The following is a 23,660-nucleotide window of genomic DNA, read 5'->3' as shown; positions in this document are numbered from 1 at the left end:
CCTAACCGATCCGCTCTTTTCGGCCCAAGAGTCCTTGAGGCCGGATGAGCAACATGACGATGAGTACGACCAGGGCTACTGCGTAACGAAGGTCGGTTGGAATCCAGATCGTGGAGATCTCAGTGATGAGACCGATCACGATGGCTCCAATGAGAGCACCAAAGGCACTGCCGAGCCCGCCGAGGGTGACCGCGGCGAAGAGCGGAAGCAGGATCGTGAAACCCATGTCCCAGGTGACGCCTCGATAGAACCCGTAGAGGATTCCGGCGAGACCGGTCAGGACTGCTGCGAGGACCCACACGATTCGAATGACGAAGTCGGTGTTGATACCCGAGGCGGCAGCGAGGCCGGAGTTGTCGCTCACTGCGCGCGTCGCCTTTCCGAATCGCGTGCGGGTCAGGAAGAACCCGACCGCGAGCAGCACGATGATGCTGACGAACATGCTCACAAGGCTCGTGAGCGTGATCGTTGCCGACCCGATCGTGACGTTCTCGACGGGGCGGTTCGGATAGTTTTCGGTGCCGCCGCCGAAGAAGAACTGGAATCCGTAGCGGACTGCGATCGAGAGACCGATCGTCACGATCAGCACTTGAACGAGTCCGACTCGCTTCCTTCGAAGCGGTTTGAAGATCACCGCATCTTGTGTCCAGCCGAACAGGGCGCTCGCGAGCAGCGTTGCAAGAATCGCGAGCCACATGTTGAGGCCGATGGTCGTGAACGTGAAGTACACGATCGCACCGAAGGTGAGCATTTCACCGTGTGCGAAGTTGTTGACGCCGGTGGTGCCGAAGATCAGCGTGATGCCGATCGCGGCCAACGCCAGCAGCAGTCCGAAGTTCAGGCCGGTAATCAGACGGGAGAACAGCTTCGCAAGGAAGTCCCCTCCGCCCGCGGCGCCTTCGCCGAGGGGAAGAGCACGTTTGCGGTGCTCGTCGTTCCGACTTGGATTGTCCTGCTGACATTGTCTGGGTCGCGAGGTGCGATTCCATCGGGGAGGGTCTCGACCTGCAACGTTGCAGTGTATTCACCTCCACCTGGCAACGGAACGCTCCAGCGCCCGGTGTCATCGGTCGTTGCTGATTCGCTGAAGCCTGCGGGGCCTTCGACAAGAATGTCGACTCCGCCAACGCCTTCGCCCTCGTTCTTGAGCGTGCCACCCATGGAGTAGACACTGGAACTTTCTGTGGGTTCAGGAGTGGTGGAAGCGCCGGCGCCTGCAGCGCCAATGGCAAAAAGCGAAACGATTGAAAGAAGAATTGCGGCCGCTAGTAGTCTGGCCGTTCTCCGGATTGTGGGACGTTGAGTCAACTCCACCTGTTCTCCACTCGGTTGCGCAAAACGATGTGCTCGGAACGGGAATGGTCCGGCCTCGTTTTCCGTTTTACGGTGGTGAAACAATACCCCGGCGAATGAAGCGAATATGTTTCGTGCTGGGAACGACTCGATAACATTGGTTGTGATGACTACGCCAGACCCCTTTGGATTCACTGGACTCACCTATGACGACGTCATGCTCCTTCCCGGGCATACCGATGTCATTCCGAGCGAAGCAGATACCTCCACTCAACTGACTCGACGCATTCGTCTGGGCACTCCGCTGCTCTCGAGTGCCATGGACACCGTGACCGAAGCGCGCATGGCGATTGCAATGGCGAGGCAAGGTGGCATAGGTATCGTGCACCGCAACCTCTCTATTGCCGATCAGGCGAGCATCGTCGACCGGGTGAAGCGCAGCGAATCGGGCATGATCACCGACCCGGTGACCACGCATCCCGACGCAACCGTGCAAGAGGTCGACGAGGTCTGCGGCAAGTTCCGCGTCTCGGGTCTTCCCGTGGTCGACGCCGATGGTGTGCTGGTCGGCATCATCACCAACCGAGACATGCGGTTCGTCCCGCGCCAAGAGTTCGAGACGACGCTCGTGCGCGACGTGATGACGAAGTCGCCCCTCACCACTGCTCCCGTTGGCATCTCTCGCGAGGATGCTCGTGAGATCTTCCGTCGCACGAAGCTCGAGAAGCTTCCGTTGATCGACGAGGACGGCAAGCTGGGCGGACTCATCACGGTCAAGGACTTTGACAAGACCGAGCAGTACCCGAACGCAACGAAGGACGAGCACGGCCGACTCCGCGTGGGTGCGGCCATGGGCTTCTTCGGTGACGCCTGGGACCGCGCAATGGCACTCGTCGAGGTCGGCGTCGACGTCCTCGTGGTCGACACGGCGAACGGCGACAGCGCTGGGGTGCTCGACATCATCCGTCGGCTGAAGGCAGAGCCGAGCGCGGCGCACGTCGACATCATCGGCGGCAACGTTGCCACTCGCTCGGGCGCACAGGCGCTGATCGATGCCGGCGCTGACGCAGTGAAGGTCGGCGTCGGTCCCGGATCGATCTGCACCACTCGTGTCGTGGCCGGTGTCGGCGTCCCGCAGGTGACCGCCGTCTACGAAGCTTCGCTCGCGGCTCGACCCGCTGGCGTCCCCGTAATCGCCGATGGTGGCCTGCAGTACTCCGGCGACATCGCGAAGGCCATTGTGGCTGGAGCCTCGACCGTGATGCTCGGTTCGCTTCTCGCCGGTTGCGACGAGAGCCCGGGAGACCTCGTGCTCGTCAACGGCAAGCAGTACAAGACCTACCGCGGAATGGGTTCGCTCGGAGCGCTCCAGACTCGCGGCAAGAAGACCTCGTACTCGCGCGACCGCTACTTCCAGGCAGATGTGCCAACGGATGAGCAGCTGATCGCCGAGGGCATCGAAGGTCAGGTTCCGTACCGTGGCCCAGTCGCCACGGTTGCGTACCAGCTCATCGGGGGACTGCGTCAGTCGATGTTCTACACGGGCGCTCGCACGATCGAAGATCTGCAGGAGAAGGGCAAGTTCGTCCGGATCACCGCTGCTGGTCTAAAGGAATCGCACCCGCATGACATTCAGATGGTTGCCGAGGCTCCGAACTACCGCCGCTGATTCTTCGCCGGTACGACAACAACAGCGTCTCCTTCGGGAGGCGCTGTTGTGCGTTGTGCGGGGTTCGTGTCGTGCGGTTCCGAAGCGCTGCGCGGTACGACCGCGATGCAGCCGGAAACTTCCCCTTGCCTTCGTATCAAACGCGATATATCTTGATTTTAAGAAGACGCGATATATCGCGACTCAGCAATTGTTGCAGAGGCGGCCATTCGTCGCAGCGGGACCGAACAAAGGAACACCATGACCTCCACGAACTACAGCGCAGACGAAGTCGACGAGCGCTGGAAGGTTGCGCCCGGCGAAAGTCGCACCATCGAGATCGCGGCGCCTCACAAGTTGCGCATTGGCGTCATCGGCGGGCGACTCGACATCGTCGGCACCGACGAGGAGCAGGCTCGCATCGAGGTGCACTCCGTCACGGGAATCGACCTGCTCGTCGAGTTCGACGGTCGTACGCTTCGAATCGATCACCCTCGAAAGAACTGGGAAGGCTTGAAGGGCTTCGCGCAGTGGATCGGGAAAGGGCCGAAGGTCGACCTCAGCATTGCAGTGCCGCGGGCCGTCGCGCTCTCGCTCGCCCAGGTGAACGCCGAGATCCTCGTCAGTGAACTCGAGGGCAAGGCGACGATCAACACCGTCTCGGGCGATGTGCAGCTCGATGGGCACCGCGGCAACGTCGAGTTCAACTCGGTGAGCGGCGATCTCGAAGCCTCCGACCAGCATGGTGAGCTCACCGCGCACACCACCTCCGGCTCGGTCACCGCCTCGGGTGCGCTTCGAGACGTGAGCATCGATTCGGTGGCGGGAACCGTCATGCTCGACATCACGGGTGATCCCAAGACGGTCGGTCTCAACAGTGTCTCGGGCGATGCCACGCTCCGGTTCGATCAGGGGCTGCCCGTTCGCGGTTCGCTGCGGAGCATCGGCGCCCGAGCGACCATTGACGGCGTGGTGGTGGAGCGCTCGAACGGCATTGCCCGCTTCGGCAGCACAGGAGTCGTGATCGACATGAATTCCGTGACCGGTGGTCTCACCGTCCTGCGCCGCGCGGGTGCGGCGCGAGCCGCAGGAGACGAACGATGAGCGGCGTCTTCGCACACGGCTCCCTACGCCTCTACCTCCTGCAGTTGCTGAGCGAGCGGCCGATGCACGGCTACGAGATCATCCAGGCGATCAGCGAACGCTTCGGGGGAACCTACTCGCCGAGCGCCGGCACGATCTACCCGCGACTGGCGAAGCTCGAAACCGAGGGGCTCGTGCAACGTGAGGTCGAGGGTCGTCGTGCGACGTACAGCATCACCGAGTCGGGTCGCGATGAACTCGCCAATCGAAAAGACGACATCGACGACATCGAGACGACCATCTCCGACCAGGTCCGTCAGCTCGCGGACGGCGTTCGCGCTGACGTGCAGCATGCAATGCGAACGCTGAAGGCAGACCTTGCCGCAGCAAAGGAAGAACTGCGCGCCGAGACGAAGCGCTCGAAAGCGAAGTCGGAATCCGGATGGTGGTCTGGCGATCCTTTCGGCGGGCACTCGAACGAGGAGCGGATCCCGAACCCGGCTGCCCAGCCGAGCTGGCCCGATCACGAGGAACACGACACCGCAGGCGCATGGGAATCGACCGGCGGTAAATCGACCGGCAGTCAATCGACCAGAGCCGAGTCGAGCGATGCCGGATCGTCACAGGGAGCAGACGGCTTCGATGGGCGCCGTGCCGAGGGCGGATCCGATGCTCGGGCCTCGCAGAACTCCGAGCAGAGCACGCTCGAGCACATCGCGATGCGGGAGGTCGAGCTGGCGCTCGCCGAATTCCGGAGCGACGTCCGTGGTATTTTGCGCTCGCAGCGTCGCAAGGGAATCACGCCGGCAGTCGCTGGCCAGATCGTCGCCACGCTCCACAACGCACACCGCGAGATTCGTTTGCTCGCGGAGAGTGAACACGATCCGAACGTATAACCCCCTCTGCCGTCGGTCCACGCGAGTAGGCTTGACCTCGTGAGTGACATCGAAATTGGCCGTGCAAAGCGTGGCCGACGCGCATTTAGTTTCGACGACATTGCTGTCGTCCCAAGCCGTCGTACGCGAGACAGCGACCTTGTTTCGGTCCAGTGGGGGATCGACGCGTATCGCTTCGACATTCCCGTGCTCGGCGCTCCCACCGACTCGGTCATGAGTCCGGCGACCGCGATCGCACTCGGCCGTGCGGGTGGGCTCGGAGTCTTGAACCTCGAGGGCATCTGGACGCGCTACGAAGACCCGGAGCCCCTGCTCGCTGAGATCGCGTCGTTGCCCGTCGATCGCGCGACCACTCGTATGCGCGAGATCTACGCGGAACCCATCAAGCCAGAACTCATCCGCGAGCGCCTGCAGCAGATCCGTGATGCCGGAGTCATCGTTGCCGGCTCCTTGAGTCCGCACGAAGTCCAGAAGCACTACCAGGCTGTGCTCGATGCAGGCGTCGATATGTTCGTGATCCGCGGCGCGACCGTGAGTGCCGAGCACGTTGCCGCCGATGGAGCATCGCTCAACCTCAAGCAGTTCATCTACGAACTCGACGTGCCGGTCATCGTGGGTGGTGTCTCGAGCTACACCGCAGCGCTTCACCTCATGCGCACCGGTGCTGCCGGCGTGCTCGTCGGCGCAGGTGGCGGAGCAGGTTCGACCGGGCGCAACGTCCTCGGTCTGCACGCCCCGATGGCAACCGCGATCTCCGACGTGGCGGCTGCTCGCCGCGACTACCTCGACGAGTCCGGCGGGCGCTACGTCCATGTCATCGCCGACGGCGGACTCGGCACCAGCGGCGACCTCGTGAAGGCGATCGCATGCGGTTCCGACGCGGTCATGCTCAGCGTCGCCCTTGCCCGCGCAAACGAGGCACCCGGGCGCGGATGGCACTGGGGCCCAGAAGCGCACAACCAGAAGCTCCCGCGCGGCAACCGGGTCGAAGTGAGCCAGGTCGGCTCTCTCGACGAGGTGCTGAATGGTCCGGCCGCAGTCGCCGACGGCACCGGCAACCTCATCGGTGCGCTTCGCCGTGCGATGTCCACCACCGGATACCAAGATCTCAAGGAATTCCAGCGCGTCGAAGTTGTCGTCGCGCCATATCAGTCGCGGTAGTTCACACGACGCTCAAGAAAGGACAAGCCATGGCAGCGAAAGAGAATTCGGTCACCCGATCGAAGCGCCTCGGTCGAGAAGAGCGTGAGGCAGCCCTTGCCTCGATGAAGAGCAAAGAAGTCGACGTCCTCGTCATTGGTGGCGGAATCGTTGGCGCCGGTGCGGCGCTCGACGCCGTGACCCGTGGCCTTCGCGTCGGGCTCATTGAGGCTCGCGACTGGTCCTCCGGGACATCCAGCCGTTCCTCGAAGCTCATTCACGGCGGTATCCGCTATCTCGAGCAGCTCGACTTCGGCCTGGTTCGCGAAGCGCTCATCGAGCGTGGTCTCCTGCTCCAGCGTCTTGCACCACACCTCGTGAAGCCGGTCCGCTTCCTGTACCCGCTCAAAACCCCTGTGGTCGAGCGCGCCTACATCGGTGCGGGCATGGCAATGTACGACGCCTTCAGCTACACCGGGTTCGCTCGTCCGGGCGTTCCGATGCACAAGCACTTGAGCAAGCGCCAGGTCGAGAAGCAGATCCCTTCGCTCGCGCCCGACGCGCTTGTGGGTGGCATCACCTATTACGACGCGCAGGTCGACGACGCTCGATATGTCGCGAACCTCGTCCGCACCGCATCGTTCTATGGAGCGCACGTTGCCAGCCGAGTCCGCGCGGAAGGCTTCTTGAAGGTCGGTGAGCGAGTGGTCGGCGTGCAGGCGCACGACTACGAGACCGGCGAGAAGTTCGAGATCCGTGCGAAGCAGGTCGTCAACGCGACCGGCGTTTGGACAGACGACACCCAGGCGATGGTCGGTACCCGCGGCAACTTCAAGGTCCGCGCATCCAAGGGCGTGCACCTCGTGGTGCCTCGCGACCGTTTCCACTCGGAGATGGGTCTGCTGCTTCGCACCGAGAAGAGCGTGCTGTTCGTGATTCCGTGGGGCCGTCACTGGCTGATCGGCACCACCGACACCGACTGGAACCTCGACAAGGCGCACCCGGCTGCGACCGCCGCCGACATCGATTACATCCTCGATCACGTGAACAGCGTGCTCTCGGTGAAACTGACTCGCGCTGACGTCGAAGGCGTGTATGCCGGGCTTCGCCCGTTGCTCGCAGGCGAGAGCGATGAGACCTCGAAGCTCAGCCGCGAACACCTCGTTGCGCACACGGTTCCCGGCCTCGTGATCGTGGCCGGCGGCAAGTGGACCACCTACCGTGTCATGGCGAAGGACGCGATCGACGAGGCGGTCTCTGCGATCGACGGCAAGGTGCCGGCTTCCTGCACCGCCGAAATTCCTCTGCTCGGCGCCGAGGGGTACCGTGCGGCCTGGAACCGACGCAGCAAGATCGCGCGAGCCTTCGGTGTGCACAAGCACCGCATCGAGCACCTGCTCAACCGCTACGGCGTCATGACCGACGAGGTGCTCGACATCATTCGCGAGCGCCCGGAACTGCTCGAGCCACTGCCAGGTGCCGACGACTACATCGGTGCTGAAGTGCTGTACGCGGCAACGCACGAGGGTGCATTGCACCTCGACGACGTGCTCGCGCGCCGCACCCGCATCTCCATCGAAGCATGGGACCGCGGTGTCGCCGCAGCACCCGTTGCCGCTCGCATCATGGGCGAGGCACTCGGGTGGAGTGACGAGGAGATCGAGCGCGAGGTCAACGCGTATCGCAAGCGTGTCGCTGCGGAACGCGCCAGCCAGGAACTCCCAGATGACGAGTCGGCTGATCGCGCTCGCCTCGAGGCACCGGACATCGTGTCCTTCGATGCACTGCCGACGAGCGAACCCGTCGGTACTCGCGTCGTGAGTGAGTAGCGCGCACCGTCGAACTTCGAACACCACAGCGGCCCCGAGAAAACCGGGGCCGCTGTGGTGTTTTCGGTGGTGTCGTCGCCTCCCGTGATTGAGCTCGACTCGAACCCGACGATTATTTCTAAAGAAGTCTTGATAAAGAGATCTTTAGAATGTACGGTGAGTACATGGAACGCACTCCCGTCAACCCAGAAGCACTCCGCGCGCTCGCGCACCCGAGTCGACTCGCACTCCTCGACGCACTCGGCACGAGCGGCCCAGGAAAGACTGCGACCGAATGCGCCGAGATCCTCGGCGAGTCAGTGGCGAGCTGCTCGTACCATTTGCGGCAGCTCGAACGCTTCGGACTCGTCGTTCCCGCAGAGCGTCGAGGGCGAGAGAAGCCATACCTCGCAGCGAGCATGCAGATCGAAGGCGACAGCATCGCCTCGAGCGACGACCTCGCCTCGGTGCGCATCATTGCTTCGCACCTGCTGAGCCAGGAGACCGGGCGCATGATGCACGCGCTCCAGCGCGCCAAGGTCGAGGATGAGAGTTATCCGGCGATCATTCGGGCGAAGGTGCGCGTGAGTGCTGCGCAGTTCGACGAATTGGCCGAACGCGTGCAAGTGCTCGTCAACGAGTACACCGCGCAGCACGCGAGCGATCCGAGTGCGGAAGACGCGACGGTCATGTTCACCCTTCGGCCTGGTGCAGAATGATCGCCCTTCGTGCGAAAGCCTTTCGCTCGCTCGTCCTCTCGTGGTTCTGCATCAACGTCGGGGACAGCATCTTGTTCCTGTGCATCGCGGTGTGGGTGAAGGATCTCACCGGCTCGGACTCGCTCGCCGGCATCGTGCTCGGGCTCGCCACAATCCCTGCGCTCTTCTCGCCGCTCCTCGGACACCTCGCCGACCGGATGTCACGCCGCATCCTGCTCGCGGGATCGAGCGCGCTCGCGATTCCCGTGGTGCTCCTCCTGCTCGTCGTGCGTGATGCCTCGATGGTCTGGATCGCAATGATCGTCGTGCTCGTGTATTCGACCGTGCAATTCGCCGGGATGAGCGCGCAGTCGGGGCTCGTGCGAGACATCCTCGATGACGATGCCCTCCCGAGCGCGAACGCCCTCATGACCACGATCGATATGACGCTGCGCGTGCTCGCGCCCGTCGGCGGCGTCGTGCTCTATGCGCAGTTCGGTATCGGCGCCGTGGTCTGGATCACCGCGGTCTTCTTCGGCGCCGCGATGCTGACGATGCTGCTGCTGAGATTCGCAGAGAGCCCGCCGCAGGCAGCGTCTGAGCGCGAGAGCTTCTGGCGCGAGGCCGGCGTCGGTTTTCGGCGAACCGCCCAGCAGCCCGCGCTCGGCTGGATGGTGCTCGGAGTTGCGATCGCGCTCGCCGCGACGGGCTTCTACAACGTCGTGGCCTTCGCCACGGTCGAGACAGGTCTGGCACTGCCCGCGACCATGGTGGCGATGTTCGGCGCGGTCAGCGGCGCGACTGGAATCGTCGGTGGTCTCTGCTCGGCCTGGTTGATCAAGCGAATCGGAGAACCGGGAACGGTCATGCTCGGCATCCTCTGTCTCTCCGTCGGAACCTTGAGCCTCGGTGCGAGCGAACTGTGGGTCGTGCTTGCGGGCCAGGCGGTCCTCGGGTTCGGAATTCCCCCCGTCATCGTCGGGTTGAAAACCCGTCAGCAGCGGATGACGGTCGTGACAGAACAGGGGAGGGTCTCGGCGGCGATCGGGCTCATCGCGAACTTCCCGCAGTCGCTCATGACGTTCGTCGGTGCGGCGCTGATCCTGCAGTTCGACTACCGGATCATCGTGCTCGCCTCGACCGTGATCATGGTCGCGGGCGCTGGCATCGTGCTGCTCGCTGGTCGCGGATCGGCCGGTCCCCACCGCGACGAGGAGCCCGCGGTGCCCTCCGACGCGCAAATCCCCGCGACGGAGCAGCCTGCACAACCCGCGATGCATGCCCGCCCTGTAGAAGAGAACCCGCTCACCGGGAGCGAGCGCTGAAACAGCCGTAGAATTACCGTGGCGAAACCGCCGTAATCCCCGGAGCATGAATGCAGACCACCTTCTGGCAGATGGCCAGGAAGCCGCGCTGGATCGGCGTCCTCTTCGCAGCGCTTTTCGTTTCAGCGGTCTTCTCGCTGCTCGGGCAATGGCAGATTGAACGCGCGGTCGAGGGTGCGCAGCGCGATACTCGCGACACCGAGACGCCCATGGTGCTCGCCGACCTCGAAGTGCCTGGTCAGCCGATGACGTCCGAGGCCGGTGGCCGTATGGTCACTGCGACCGGTGAATGGGCCAGCGATCGCTTCGTCGTCCTCGAGGGTCGTCAGCACGAGGGAGCCGAAGGATTCTGGGTCGTCGGTTCGCTCGTGAGCGTCGATGGCAATCCCGATGTTTCACTCGCGGTCGCGCTCGGATGGGCGCCCACGCTCGCCGAGGCTGAAGCGGTTGCAGCAATGCTCGCCGAAAACCCCCCGAGCGGCGAGATGCTCGGGCGCTATATGCCGAGTGAGCACCCGATCGCTGTCGACGTCGAGGCGCAAGAGCGCGACGCGATGAGCGTCGCCATGCTCATCAATCTCTGGCCCGACTTCGAAGGGCTCATCTACCCCGGGTACGTCATCACAGAAGACACCCCCGCTGGCCTCACGGCGATCGTCTCCGTGCCGCCGCTGACCGATGTGCAGCTCAACTGGCTGAACGTGTTCTACGCGATCGAGTGGATCGTGTTCGCGCTCTTCGCCTTCTACCTCTGGTACCGCCTCGTGAAAGACGCCATCGTCCGTGAGCGTGAGGCAGCAGAAGAGGGCGACGACGACTGGGACGACGATTGGGACGACGACCCAGACGGTGATGGTCCGCTCGGCGACGACGAAACCGAGGCGCCGGTCGTTGCGAACGCGCTTTCCGCCCAGTCGGCAGCGGGCTCGACCTCGAATCCCGGCTCGGTAAGGTAGAGCAGTGCCATTACCAAAGCCCCAACAGTTGCCGAAGATCCGCTTCGCGCTGAAGTTCTACCAGGTCTTCGCGTGGATCACCGGTGTATTCCTGCTGCTCGTGGTCGTAGAGATGGTCGCGAAGTACGCCTTCGCAATGGAGATCGAGGCCTTCGGTCCCTTCGGCCTCATCGCCCTGGTTCCCGATGGAACGACCACCGCCGTCAACCTCTCGCGCGTCGTGCTGATCGTGCACGGCTGGCTGTACGTCGTCTACCTCATCGCAGACTTCCGACTCTGGATTCTGCTGCGCTGGCCATTCTGGAACCTCTTCCTCATTGCACTCGGCGGCGTTGTTCCGCTCCTCTCATTCTTTGTCGAGCACTCGATGTCGAAGCGGGCACGCGCCGACATCGCGGCCGTTGAAGCGGCAGCAGCTCGACCACGGCGGAAGCGCCAAGATTCTCAAGTGAACTCTTCGGAAGGACTCTGATGGCTGATACCGCGCACCGCCCAGTGCTGGTTGTCGACTTTGGCGCGCAGTACGCGCAGCTCATCGCGCGACGTGTTCGCGAGGCGAACGTATACAGCGAGATCGTGGCGCACACGATCACTGCTGCCGAGGTTGCCGAGCGCGAGCCCATCGGCATCGTGCTCTCCGGTGGTCCATCGAGTGTGTACGAAGAGGGCGCTCCTCGACTCGATCCGGCCATTTTCGACCTCGGGATCCCCGTCATGGGCATTTGCTACGGCTTCCAGGTGATGGCCGCGGCGCTCGGAGGTACGGTCGCACGCACCGGTCGACGCGAGTACGGCTCGACTGCGCTTTCCGTCAGCAGCGCTGGAGCGATGCTCGCGGAGCAGCCCGAACAGCAGACCGTGTGGATGAGTCACGGCGACTCGGTCTCCGAAGCGCCTGAGGGATTCACCGTGCTCGCCAGCACCGAAGACACTCCGGTAGCAGCGTTCGAGAACCGAGAGCGACGCCTCGCTGGCGTGCAGTGGCACCCTGAGGTCAAGCACTCGGCATATGGTCAGCAGGTCATCGAACAGTTCTTGCAGGATGTCGCCGAGATCGACGCGTCCTGGACGAGCGGCAATGTCATCGAGGAGCAGGTCGCTCGCATTCGCGAAGAAGCGGGCTCCGCAAAAGTGCTGTGCGCGCTCTCCGGCGGGGTCGACTCCGCGGTTGCGGCTGCACTCGTGCACAAGGCCGTCGGTGATCAGCTCATCTGTGTCTTCGTCGATCACGGACTCCTCCGTGCTGACGAACGAGAGCAGGTCGAACAGGACTACGTCGCCTCGACGGGGGTTCGCCTCGTGACCGTCGATGCTCGCGAGCGGTTCTTGAATGCGCTGGCAGGCGTGACCGACCCCGAGACGAAGCGCAAGATCATCGGGCGCGAATTCATCCGAGTGTTCGAGCAGGCCGAGCGCGATCTCGCTGCCGAGGCCGCGAGTGAGGGCGAACCGATCCGCTTCCTGGTCCAGGGCACCCTGTACCCGGACGTCGTGGAATCTGGCGGTGGCAGTGGGACGGCGAACATCAAGAGTCACCACAATGTCGGTGGTCTGCCCGACGACTTGAACTTCTCGCTCATCGAGCCGCTTCGCACACTCTTCAAAGACGAGGTTCGCCAGATCGGTCGCGATCTCGGGCTGCCGGAGGTCATCGTCGGCCGTCAGCCGTTCCCTGGCCCAGGGCTCGGTATCCGCATCGTCGGTGAAGTGACGGCGGAACGTCTCGAGCTGCTGCGGGCAGCGGACAAAATCGCTCGCGCCGAACTGACTCTCGCCGGGCTTGATCAGGAAATCTGGCAGTGCCCCGTTGTGCTTCTGGCAGATGTTCGCTCGGTCGGGGTGCAGGGCGATGGCCGCACCTACGGTCACCCGATCGTTCTCCGCCCGGTTTCGAGCGAAGACGCGATGACCGCGGACTGGACGCGCCTGCCATACGACGTTCTCGCTCGAATTTCAAACAGAATCACGAATGAAGTCGAAGGCGTGAACCGAGTTGTCCTCGATGTCACGAGCAAGCCACCGGGAACGATCGAGTGGGAGTAGCGGTTCGCTGGTGTTAAAAAGCGAAACGCAAACTGAGTGCCGTTCGGCGAAGCGCGGCTTGCTCCGCTGAAGACTCAAGGGTTGTTTCGTCGAGAAGCTCCAAGCTCATTGTCGCAAAACGCAATAGTTCGCCAAATGTAATCGAATCGTAATCTAAGAATTTGCCCGTCGCTCAGTGAGCTGACGGGCAATTTTCTTACCCCCCTTCACGGGGAGAGGCCTTGTGCAATCTGGCATTTTGGTGCGCAATTCGAAATCGGAGGGGCGCGAGGTGGGCACCGGTCGGGTTACGGGGTACAACACTGAGGCATTGTTTTAAATCCCAACTTTTATACAGTAAATGTGCACCATTTTCTGTCCCGATTCGTGTAATGCGCTCGGGCGCCTTGTTTGTTCTGGAGATCTTCCTTGAATCGTCGCTTTCAGCGCGCGCTTTTGTCTGCGCTCGCCATCGTCACGCTCGCTGCTGCACCGCTCGTAGCACCGTTCTCGCTCGCACCAGCCGCTGAAGCGGCAGGGACCCCAGACCCGCAGTTCTCGGTGACCACGGCTGATACCACGCTCTACGGTGCGCCCGTCGACGTGCAGCTCTCGGTGTCGAATCCTGCCGGTCCGGATGGGTACAACGTGACGTTCCGTGAGATTCTCCCGGCAGGCGTCTCCATCGGCTCGTCATCGGTCAATGGCACAGCAGTCGCGCCCGACGTCGTCCGTCCGCTCAACAACGGCACCACGCTCGTGGTGTGGACAAACGTTGCTGACCTCGCGACCGGTGCAACCGTGACCCTGGATTACCAGGCGACTCCATCGTCGTCGACGTACTTCATCGACGACATCGTCAAGCAGACCGCGATGGTGCTGGTCACGACGAACCCGCGCCAACTCCCACGCGTCGACCTCAACCCCGCTGGAAACGGGGCGCCGATTGCCAGCACCTTCACTGGATCCGCGACGGCCGAAGACGAAACTCGTATCTCGGCGTTCGAAGTCGAAAAGTCGGAACCGAGCCCAGAAGCAGAGCTGCTCCGCGGTGCGCAGACGAACCAGACGGTCTACACGATCAAGGTGAAGAACAACGACGTTCTCGCGACCTCTGGCTTCAGCGTTGTCGACTACTTGCCAGCCGGTCTCGAGTTCCTGTCGTGCGGTGCACGCGACGCGAGCGCAGAAGGAACCGAGGAATACGCAGGTTCGGGTCGTCTCGACGTTCCAGCACCAACTTTCACTGCGCCATGCATCGAACCGACGAACGTATCGACCGTCGCCCTCGATCCCGATGGCGACGGACCGCTTGCCGCCGGTGTCTACACCCGGGTCGAATGGAGCACGGAAGCGCTCACGCTCGGCCTCGGTTCCGCAACCTTGAACCCAGCGCAAGAATTCTCGTTCCAGTACGCAGCAGCAATCCCACTGCGAGAGAACGTTGCTGCAGACCTCGAAATTACGACGGCGAACCTCGACAACAACACCGGGGCCTTCACCGAGGACGAGCAGACGCTCGTCAATGGCGTCGTGGTCACCGGTGCGACGAACGGTACCGCACGAAACGTCTGGGACACCCACACCGTCTCGGCGGAAGATGTCGCGATCTACAAGACCGTTGATCAGCCCGAGGTTTCGCACGGCTCAGTGAGCAACTGGACACTTGTCATCCGCTCGAGCGAGTACGCGTTGTCGACGGACGAAATCATCGTCACCGACCGCGTGCCTGCAGGCTTGACCTACACCGCGAGCAACATCACGCCGGTCTCGGTCGTGGACGAAGGCAACGGGATCGAGACGGTCACCTGGTCGCTGCCAGGGTTCACCGCGCCAAACCAGCAGGCGATCATCACGTACTCGACAACCACGAACAACGATTACCGTGGCAACACAACGCCCGTTTCGGCGAGCGATGAGTGGACGAACGAAGTCGATCTCTCGACCAACGCGCTCATCCACTTCGGCGATGATGAGGACGCACGCATCCTGCCGATCATCGATGAATCCTTCGCGAGCCAGTACGCGGGCGAGCCGAAGCTCACGAAGATGGTTTCGAACCCCGTCGACGGCCTGATGGACTGCGCTGCCTCGAACGTTGAGTACGTTGAGGGCAACTCCGAGGGCGCGTTCCGCCAGGGCGACCGCGTCTGCTGGCTCGTGACCGTGCAGTTCCCGACGAACCTCGACACGCTGCAGCCGATCATCCGTGACTTCCTGCCCGCAGGCTTCACCTTCGAGAGCGCAGATTTCACGGGCGCGAGCACCATCGATGCCGATGACGTCACGTTCACGCAAGAAGAGCGCGCGCTCACCTGGACGCTCAATGACGTTCCAGAAGACAGCCGCGTGTTCCAGGTTGCCGTCTCGACAATCGTGAGCGGGCAGACGGGTGCAGCCGACGGCGACATCGTTGCGAACCTTGCAAAGCTCGTGTACCGCAACTCTGCCGGCCAGGTCTTCCAGCAGCGCGCTGAAGCGAACGCAGAGTTCGCTGCAACGAGCGTGACGCTCGACAAGTCCGCAAGCGCGACCACGGTTCGCGGTGGCGACGTCGTCAACTACTCGGTTGTCGTCCGCAACCAGGGCAGCGTCGATGTCTCGGCAGTCTCAGTGCGCGACCTCCTTCCGACAGGCATCGTCTGTGCGAATGTCTCGCAGGTGAGCTCGAGCGGTGTCTGCAGCAACCAGTCGCAGGCGCCTTCGCAGCTCAACTGGAGCGGACTCTCGATCCCTGCAGGCGAAACGATCACTCTGACCTACTCGGTCACGATCCCGACCACGTTCGCTCCGAACGCCGAGCTGTTGAACAATGCTGGTGTTCGCCAGTACGAAACGCAGACGAACACGGGTACGCCGGTCGTGCACGTTCCGGCGAGAAACATCGACCCCGCGCTCAACTCCACCACGACGGTGCCGGCGAGTGACACCCAGACCGTTCGCCTCGCGAACTCGAGCATTTTGAAGTCGGCGACGACCTCGATCACGGAGTCGGGCAACTCTGCCACGCAGGCGACCATCGGTGAAATCATCAACTACACGGTGACGACGGTGATCCCGCGAGGTACGAGCGTGCAGAACGCCGCCATCCAAGACGTCGTCAGTACCAACCGACTGCAGATCGTCGGTACCCCGGCCGTGCAGGTGAACGGCGCGAACATGCCGAGTGACTGGGCGTTCACGAACTCCGATCAGATCTTGCGCATTGCGCTGCCTGCAGCTTTCACCGCGCCGCAGCTGACTCCCACCGCGACCTTGCCGAATGGTGACACGCGCATCGTTCTGACGTTCAGTGCTCGCGTGCTCGACGTGAATGCGAACCGAGTCGGACAAAGCGTGCGCAACGACGCGGTGTTGCGCACCGACGCAACCGAGATCAGTGGCACAGTCAATACGCCGCTCGTCGAGCCACAGGTCCGTATTGCGAAAGTCAACAACGCCGTCAATGGTCGTGTGACCCCGGGCCAGACCGTGACCTTCACGGTGACCCCGAGCAACGCTCAGAACCGTGCGACGGCTCACAACGTTCGTGTCACCGACATCGTGCCGAGCAACCTGACGCCGCTGAACGCTGCAGGTCAGCCGATGACAGCTGACGGCGAAATCGCTCCCGGTGTGCTGTGGACAGAGGTCGACCGCTCGATTCGCTGGACCGTGACCTCCATTGGTTCAGGCGGTACCGCGAGCCCGCTGATCTACCGCGCCGTGGTTGCAAACCCGCTCGTCAGCGGCGAGAGCATCATCAACAGGGTGACCGCGACCACGCAGTCACTCGCCGGAAGTGACGATGGTGCGCGAACTTCGGATTCTGGCTTCAGTACTTCTGCCTACATCGCAACCGCGCAGTCGCAGGTCGTCGCGCCGATCATCTCGATCGCGAAAGACGCTGCACCAGGTCGCGCGACAATCGGTGAAGACATCAAGTACACGCTGGCCGTGACGATCCCTGCGAACACGCAGGCGTACCACGCGACGATCTTCGACGCGTTGCCGACGGGGATCACCTTCGATGAGATGACCGACTTCTCGTGCGAAAACTGCTCGCCGAACCTCAACGTCCGCGCACTCTCCGGAGAGGGCGCCACCGGCGACATCGGGTTCTTCATCGGCGACATCACTGCTTCGCCGAACGCTCGCGTGCTGATCATCAACTACTCGGCGCACGTGAACGGAGAGGTGCGCAACGGCGCAACCACGAAGAACACCGCGACCGTTCGCTACAACACGACGAACTCGGTCACGGCCGCTCCTGATTCGCTGCCCGCGCCGACCTCGTTCGACACGCAGACGAACCAGGACGACGCTGACGCGACCGTCATCGAACCGAACCTGATTCTCGACAAGCGCGTCGAAGGTCAGGTCGGGGATACCGACACCCGCCGTGCGAAGCCGGGCGACGTGCTCAACTACTCGGTCACGGTGACGAACACGGGCACTGCGCCGGCGTACGACATCACGATCACTGACACCCCGGACCGCCGTCTGATCTCCAGCACGGTCGAGGGTGAAACGCCGACCTTCGGTGGCATCGCTCCAGTCGACAACGGCTCGACGAGTGGAACCATCACCTGGCAGATCGATGGGCCGATTGCACCGAATGAATCCGTCACGGTGACGTACTCGCTGACGGTGCCAAGCGACTGGAACGAAGACGACGCGAACCTCGACGGTCCAGAGATCACGAACACCGCCGTTGTGCCTTCGGCATTCGGACTCCCCGAATCAACCCGGAATGCAAACGACGGTCGCACCTACATCGAGTACAAGTCGAACGACGACACCGTCACCATCAACGTCGACCTCGCCTCGATCGGCGGCGTCATCTGGAATGACGTGAACAACGACGGAGAGTACGGCACGGGCGAACCTCGTCTCGCTGGCGTCGACGTGACGGTGAACTACCTCGGTACGAACGGCATCCCAACGGGTGAGGTCTACACGACCGTCACCGACGCTGAGGGCCGCTACCTGGTCGAGCACCTTCCGGCTGGGCAGTATCTCGTTGTTGCAAATGGGCAGTCGCAGATCATCACCACGCTCGGCCTGACACCGAGCTACGACCTCGACGGCGGCACCGAGTCGCCGAACGGTGAGTGGCGCGGTGCGCTTGCGAAGAACGAAGCGAAGCGCGACGTCGATTTCGGATACCGAGGAACCGGCGTGATCGGTGACACGGTGTGGTTCGATCAGAACCTCAACGGCGTCCAGGACGCGAACGAGGCCGGGATCCCTGGCGCAAGGGTGACGCTCGTCTGGGCTGGCATCGATGGCGACTTCGACACCGCAGGCACGGTCGAGTGGACCACGACGACCGACGAGAACGGCAAGTACTCGTTCACAGCACTCCCGATCGGGAACTACGAGGTCACTGTCGTGCTCCCTGACAGCGACGAATACAACTCCTACGGTCTCGTCAGCAGCCCGCAGGAGCTCGAAGGGGTCGCAGTCAACACCTCGCGCATCTCGCTCGACACCGCAGGTCAGGTCAACAATGAGCAGGACTTCGGCTACGCCGGTGTCGGCTCGCTCGGAGACCGCGTGTGGCTCGACCGCAACGGGAACGGTGAGCAGGACCCGGGCGAGATCGGTCTCGTCGGTGTGGAACTCGAACTCACCTTCACGGGTCTGAACGGCGAAGTCTCGACCTTCCGCACCATCACGGGCGAGGACGGCATTTACACCTTCTCCAACCTGCCCGCAGGCACGTTCGTGATCGAGGTGGTCGGCCCACTGCCGAGCAACGTCGTCAACACGGGAAGCCCGAACGGGGATGAGTCCTCAACCTCGACCGGCACCTTGAACGACGGCCAGAACCGCGTCGATCAGGACTTCGGCTACTTCGCCCAGAGCGTCCTCGGGCAGACCGTCTGGTGGGACATCAACGGCGACGGTGTGCAGACGCCGAACGAGCCCGGCCTTGCGGGCGTCGAGGTCACGATCACGGGACCGAACGGTCTGACGTTCACGACCGTCACGGACGAGAACGGCAACTATCTCTTCGAGGACATCGCCGACGGCCCGTGGACGATCACGATCACCGACGGAGTTCCGGCCGGTTTCGCGCCGACGTACGACGCGGACAGCGGCATCGTCAACCCCGACGAGACCTCCTCGATCGTGCTCGACGGCGAAAACCTCGTGCAGAACTTCGGGTACAACGGCGCTGGTTCGATCGGTGACACCGTATGGTTCGACCAGAACGCAGACGGCGAAATCTCCGAGGGCGAATTCGGTCTCGCAGGCGTCACCGTCCTGCTCACCTGGGCTGGTCCTGACGGCATGCTCGGCAACGACGATGACATCACGCTCGAAACCGTGACCGACGAGAACGGCAACTACTCCTTCACGGGTCTTCCCGCGGGCGAGTTCCTCGTCGAGGTCCAGCTGGACACGCTGCCGGCTGGTCTCGAAGCGACCTTCGATCGCGACGACACTGCTGACGGCTCGACCACGGTCACGCTCGACGCTGGAGAGAACCGCATCGTTGACAACGCCGACTTCGGATTCCGTGGAGCCGGCTCCATCGGCGACACCGTCTGGCTCGACCTCAACGGCGACGGTGAGATCGGCGACACCGAGCACGGCCTCGCCGGAGTCACGGTCCGCCTTGTCTGGGCCGGTGCTGACGGTGATTTCGAGACCGCGGGAACGCAGTCCTTCGCGACCGTCACTGATGCAGAGGGCAAGTACCTCTTCGAGCACCTGCCCGCCGGAAACTTCCGAGTGTTCGTCGATCTCGAAACGGTTCCTGCTGGACTGACCGTGTCGTACGACGAAGATGACGTGCTCGATGCGAGCACGATCGTCTCCCTCGAGACCGGTGCAGAGCACTTGACCGCCGACTTCGGCTTCGTCGGAGCAGGCGTGATCGGTGACCGTGTTTGGATCGATCTGAACGGCGATGGAATCCAGGACGGCAACGAGCCGGGCGTTCCGAACCAGACGATCCGAGTGATCTGGGCTGGTCCGGACGGCGACTTCGAGACCGAGGGCAACCTCGAGTTCGAGACGGTCACTGACGAGAACGGTAGCTACAGCATCGCAGGGCTGCCCGATGGTGTCTTCATGGTGGTTGTCGTGGACGGCATCGTCGGCTCTGCGGTCAACACGGGTGACCCGGACGGCGGACAGGATTCCGTGTCCGTCATCGTACTCGACGGAGAAGCAGGCCGCGTCAACCTCGATCAGGACTTCGGGTACCAGGGCCTCAACACCCTCGGTGACACGATCTGGTGGGATGACAACGCTGACGGCGTCATCGACGAGAGCGAGCCACGACTCGCTGGTGTCTCGGTCATCGTGACCTGGTTCGGCCCCGACGGCGAAGCGGGTACCGCGGACGACATCGTCATCCCGACCCTCCCGACGAACGACGAGGGCCAGTACATCGTGACCGGCCTGCCGGACGGCAACTACTCGGTCGTCGTTGACAGCGGAATCCCTGCCGGGCTCACCCCGAGCTTCGATGCCGACAACGGCACTGAAGATGCGGACGGTCGCTCAGAGCTCACGCTCCAGAGCGAAGAGGGCGTCGGCGCGGTCAACCTCGACCAGGACTTCGGGTACACGGGCAATGGTTCGATCGGCGACACCGTGTGGCTCGACCTGAACAGCGACGGCGTGCGCAACGCCGGCGAGCCCGGACTCGACGGCGTGACCGTCACGCTCACCTGGGCCGGCCCAGACGGTATCGCAGGGAACGACGACGACCGCGTGTGGACGACGATCGTTGAGAACGGTGCATACCGCTTCGACGGCCTGCCCGCCGGTGACTTCACTGTCGTGCTGAGCGGCATCCCGGCGGGACTCTCCCCGACGGTGGATCCAGACGGCGGTGACGACTCTCAGTCGGCAGTCACCCTCGAACCGGGTGAAGAGAACCTCGAGCAGAACTTCGGCTATGTCGGCACCGCGAGCGTCGGAGACACGGTGTGGCTCGATGTGAACGGCGACGGCGTGCAGGACGGCAACGAGCCAGGTGTGCAGGGCGTCTCGGTCTACGTGGTTTCGGCCGGTGTTGACGGCGTGCTCGGCACTCCGGACGACCTGATCGTCAAGGTTGCAACCGACTGGGACGGCAAGTACCTCGTTGCAGGTCTGCCGACCGGCGCAACGCAGGTTTGGTACGACGCAGAGACGCTGCCGGCTGGCACGAAGCCTTCGGTTGATCTCGACGGTGAAGACCCGACCTCCACCTTGCTCTCACTGAACCTCGGCGATGCTCGCGATGATGTCGATTTCGGCATCGTTGGAACGCAGAGCCTGAATGGTGTGGTCTGGGTCGACACGAACGGAAACGGCACCCGCGAAGAGGGCGAACCGGGAATCCCGGGCGTCACCCTTGTCGTGACCTGGGCTGGCCCGAACGGTCCGGTCGAGCTCCGCGTCGAGACCGACGAAGCAGGCAACTGGTCGCTGGTCGACATTCCAGCGGGCGAGTGGACGGTCGAGATCGATCACGACACCGTGCCTGCCGGTATCGTCCCGAGTGTTCCAGAGTCGACCGTGGTCACCGTGCCGGTTGGCGGCTCCGAGACTGTCGTGAACGTCTACGTTCCGACAGGATCGATCGGCAACCTCGTCTGGCACGACAAGGACCGCGACGGAATCCGCGACGCCGGTGAACCCGGAATCGCGGGCGTGACCGTCGAGCTCTTGAACGAGGCGGGCGAAGTCATCGCGACGACCGTGACGGACGAGAACGGCGAGTACCTGTTCGAGGATGTCGCACCGGGCAACTACTCGGTACGAATCGACCTGTCGACGGTCCCAGCGGGATACGAGATCACGGTTGGTGGCGAGCTCATCGAGGTCACCCTCGGCGCTGGTGAAGACCTGCGCAGTGCGAACTTCCCGCTCGCAGAGCCGGTGCCGGTGATCCCGCCGACGACCGAGGTTCCGCCGACGACGGAGGTTCCTTCGGGAACCGAGGCTCCGTCGGGAACGCCAGGTGTCACGGCGCCTCCTGCGGTCGATGATCCAGCTGGCGGGCTCCCCGTCACGGGTCAGGCGCTGCAGTCGATGTTGCTCGCAGCTGCGCTGCTCATGCTGCTGGCCGGGGGCGCGCTGATCGCTCGTCGTCGCCTCGCAGTTCGCGGAGCAGACTCCGAGTAAGCACGAACAGCAGAGGGCGCTCGTCACCAAACGGTGACGAGCGCCTTTTGCGTTGCGGCGGTGGTCGTCGGCAGCGCACACGAATGAGCCTGGCCGTCGTCGGAGGGCGGGGCTACAGTCATGAAAAGGAAAGGTGGACCGATGGCGCTTCGCTGGTATTCGACGGTGATCGAATCAACTGACCCGGGCAAGCTCGCGCGCTGGTGGGCTGCAGCACTCGACTGGCAGGTCATCTTCGAGGAACACGATGAGGTCGTCATTGTGCCGAAGTGGGCGCGCGAGTTCGCCGAGAAGCTCGACTTTCACCAGGTTCCGCCAGGGATGGTGTTCGTGCGAGTCGAGCACGAGAAGTCCACGAAGAACAGACTGCACTTCGACTTCGCTCCGCACGAGAGCGACGACCGCGAGGGAGAGATTCAACGGCTCATCGCACTGGGCGCGACATTCGCAGACGTCGGTCAGGGCGACGATGTCTCGTGGACCGTGCTGGCCGACATCGATGGCAACGAGTTCTGCGTGCTTTCATCGCGCACCCGATAGGCCACGCTCGATCGCTCGTGACGGGAGGGCGGGCGCTACCTCCAGCCGCCCGTGAGAAATGCGAACACAATGAATCCCCCGACCGCGACCGCTCCAATCGCGACCACCACCATGAGGACACGTTTTCCGGAACTTGACTTCGGCGACCATCCGCCTCGTTGGAATGACATGCCTCCAGCATTGCAGCGCATTCTGAGCGGAGCATGGACGAATGGTGCCGCGCAGCGCGCGCTGGCGAAAAACTCTCAGAAGGAATTGACACGAAACACCGGGTCAACGAAACTTCTACTGTCAACAGTTTACGAAGCGAGGACCTGTGCCCATTACGTTGCGACCACTTGCAATGGGTGATCAGATCGCCCACCGAATGCGGATGGACATCATCACGGGTGTGATCGTCGATGGCTCGCATTTGGCTGAAGATTCGATCGCCGGCCAGTTCGACGTCAGCCGCGGGCCTGTCCGAGATGCGCTTCGTCAACTCGAGAGCGAAGGCCTCGTGGAAAGCCGCCGGAAGCGGTTCTACGCGCGTTCCCTTGGGATGTCCGACGCCGACGAGCTCTACGAACTGAGGGAATCGCTCGAGACGCTCGCAATTCGACTCGCGATTGCGCACGCGGGGGCTAAGGACTGGGACCGAGTTCAGGCGATCGTCGATGACATGCGAATCGCGGGGGAGAGCAATGACCTTGAGCGATTCGCCAATGCCGACATGGACTTTCATACGAGTTTCTACCGGCTGAGCGGGAATCGGCGTCTCCTTGAAGCCTGGAAGCCGTATCAGAGGACGTTCACGATCCTGTTCGAAATGAGCAATACCGCAGACATCCCCTCCGCAGTTGTCGACCACCAGGAGTTTCTCGACGTCATTCGTTCCGGAGATGCCGATGCGGCTGTGCATCGCCTGCATCGTCACCTGATTCTCGCGAAGTCGCACGTGCGTGACGTGATCCGCTCGATCGAAGCGAAGAAGCAGTCGAAGGTGGAAGTGCTCAGCGAAGCCTGAGCGTGCTCGCGCGCAATTCGCCGTGCGCTGACCCTTGGGTGCTGCCTGCTGCCTGATGCCTGCCGCCTGCCTTGAGCACGTGTGCCGTGTGCCGCCTGCCGTAAGCCGTGTGCCGTGTGCCGTGTGCGGGC

General features: G+C 63.0%; 16 protein-coding genes. 13 read left to right on the top strand and 3 right to left on the bottom strand.

The features are described from left to right. Position 1: 1 nt before the first annotated feature. Together U2H20_RS06880 and U2H20_RS06875 are read right to left on the bottom strand one after the other, a co-directional pair. Positions 2-817 (bottom strand): branched-chain amino acid ABC transporter permease, encoded by an 816-nt coding sequence (locus tag U2H20_RS06880; protein WP_430591555.1) that lies wholly within the window; start codon positions 815-817, stop codon positions 2-4. Between the two features lie 32 nt (positions 818-849). Further along, the gene (locus U2H20_RS06875) at positions 850-1,161 is read right to left on the bottom strand and encodes a hypothetical protein (protein ID WP_430591554.1); all 312 of its coding nucleotides are present in this window, start codon (positions 1,159-1,161) and stop codon (positions 850-852) included. 298 nt (positions 1,162-1,459) lie between these two features. Between U2H20_RS06875 and guaB the strand changes: the two genes are divergently transcribed. From guaB to U2H20_RS06815, 12 genes are all read left to right on the top strand, one after another. Further along, a complete protein-coding gene (gene guaB, locus U2H20_RS06870) occupies positions 1,460-2,962 on the top strand; it encodes an IMP dehydrogenase (protein ID WP_430591553.1) in 1,503 nt (500 codons plus the stop codon). Between the two features lie 240 nt (positions 2,963-3,202). Beyond that, on the top strand, positions 3,203-4,045 hold the full coding sequence (locus U2H20_RS06865) for a DUF4097 family beta strand repeat-containing protein (RefSeq protein ID WP_430591552.1): 843 nt from the start codon (positions 3,203-3,205) through the stop codon (positions 4,043-4,045). Next, on the top strand, positions 4,042-4,920 hold the full coding sequence (locus U2H20_RS06860; protein ID WP_430591551.1) for a PadR family transcriptional regulator: 879 nt from the start codon (positions 4,042-4,044) through the stop codon (positions 4,918-4,920). The genes U2H20_RS06865 and U2H20_RS06860 overlap by 4 nt, the downstream gene beginning before the upstream one ends. A gap of 39 nt (positions 4,921-4,959) precedes the next feature. After that, a complete protein-coding gene (locus U2H20_RS06855; protein ID WP_430591550.1) occupies positions 4,960-6,081 on the top strand; it encodes a GuaB3 family IMP dehydrogenase-related protein in 1,122 nt (373 codons plus the stop codon). 29 nt (positions 6,082-6,110) lie between these two features. Then, positions 6,111-7,889: a glycerol-3-phosphate dehydrogenase/oxidase gene (locus U2H20_RS06850; protein WP_430591549.1), complete on the top strand. Its 1,779-nt coding sequence runs from the start codon at positions 6,111-6,113 to the stop codon at positions 7,887-7,889. A gap of 164 nt (positions 7,890-8,053) precedes the next feature. After that, entirely contained in the window at positions 8,054-8,587 is a 534-nt protein-coding gene (locus U2H20_RS06845; protein WP_430591548.1) for an ArsR/SmtB family transcription factor, read from the top strand. Further along, positions 8,584-9,891: an MFS transporter gene (locus U2H20_RS06840; RefSeq protein ID WP_430591547.1), complete on the top strand. Its 1,308-nt coding sequence runs from the start codon at positions 8,584-8,586 to the stop codon at positions 9,889-9,891. The genes U2H20_RS06845 and U2H20_RS06840 overlap by 4 nt, the downstream gene beginning before the upstream one ends. A gap of 50 nt (positions 9,892-9,941) precedes the next feature. Then, the gene (locus U2H20_RS06835; protein WP_430591546.1) at positions 9,942-10,847 is read left to right on the top strand and encodes an SURF1 family protein; all 906 of its coding nucleotides are present in this window, start codon (positions 9,942-9,944) and stop codon (positions 10,845-10,847) included. A 4-nt stretch (positions 10,848-10,851) separates the two neighbouring features. Then, a complete protein-coding gene (locus U2H20_RS06830) occupies positions 10,852-11,319 on the top strand; it encodes a DUF3817 domain-containing protein (protein ID WP_430591545.1) in 468 nt (155 codons plus the stop codon). Beyond that, on the top strand, positions 11,319-12,890 hold the full coding sequence (gene guaA, locus U2H20_RS06825) for a glutamine-hydrolyzing GMP synthase (protein ID WP_430591544.1): 1,572 nt from the start codon (positions 11,319-11,321) through the stop codon (positions 12,888-12,890). Before U2H20_RS06830 ends, guaA begins: the two co-directional genes overlap by 1 nt. A 408-nt stretch (positions 12,891-13,298) precedes the next feature. Next, positions 13,299-21,983 carry an SdrD B-like domain-containing protein gene (locus U2H20_RS06820; RefSeq protein WP_430591543.1) on the top strand — a complete coding sequence of 2,895 codons (8,685 nt, stop codon included), beginning with the start codon at positions 13,299-13,301 and terminating at the stop codon, positions 21,981-21,983. 141 nt (positions 21,984-22,124) lie between these two features. After that, positions 22,125-22,523: a VOC family protein gene (locus U2H20_RS06815; RefSeq protein ID WP_430591542.1), complete on the top strand. Its 399-nt coding sequence runs from the start codon at positions 22,125-22,127 to the stop codon at positions 22,521-22,523. Positions 22,524-22,558: 35 nt separating this feature from the next. On the opposite strand, the gene U2H20_RS06810 is transcribed toward U2H20_RS06815, so the two are convergent. Next, positions 22,559-22,693, bottom strand: coding sequence for a hypothetical protein (locus U2H20_RS06810; RefSeq protein WP_430591541.1), 135 nt, complete (start codon positions 22,691-22,693; stop codon positions 22,559-22,561). A gap of 173 nt (positions 22,694-22,866) precedes the next feature. On the opposite strand from U2H20_RS06810, the gene U2H20_RS06805 reads away from it, so the two are divergent. Continuing rightward, positions 22,867-23,529: a GntR family transcriptional regulator gene (locus U2H20_RS06805; protein WP_430591540.1), complete on the top strand. Its 663-nt coding sequence runs from the start codon at positions 22,867-22,869 to the stop codon at positions 23,527-23,529. Positions 23,530-23,660 lie beyond the last annotated feature (131 nt).

The organism is Humidisolicoccus flavus (genome assembly GCF_045689595.1).
GTDB lineage: Bacteria > Actinomycetota > Actinomycetes > Actinomycetales > Microbacteriaceae > Humidisolicoccus > Humidisolicoccus flavus.
The sequence above is the reverse complement of the archived record's forward strand: the minus strand, read 5'-3'. Positions and strand labels throughout refer to the sequence as shown.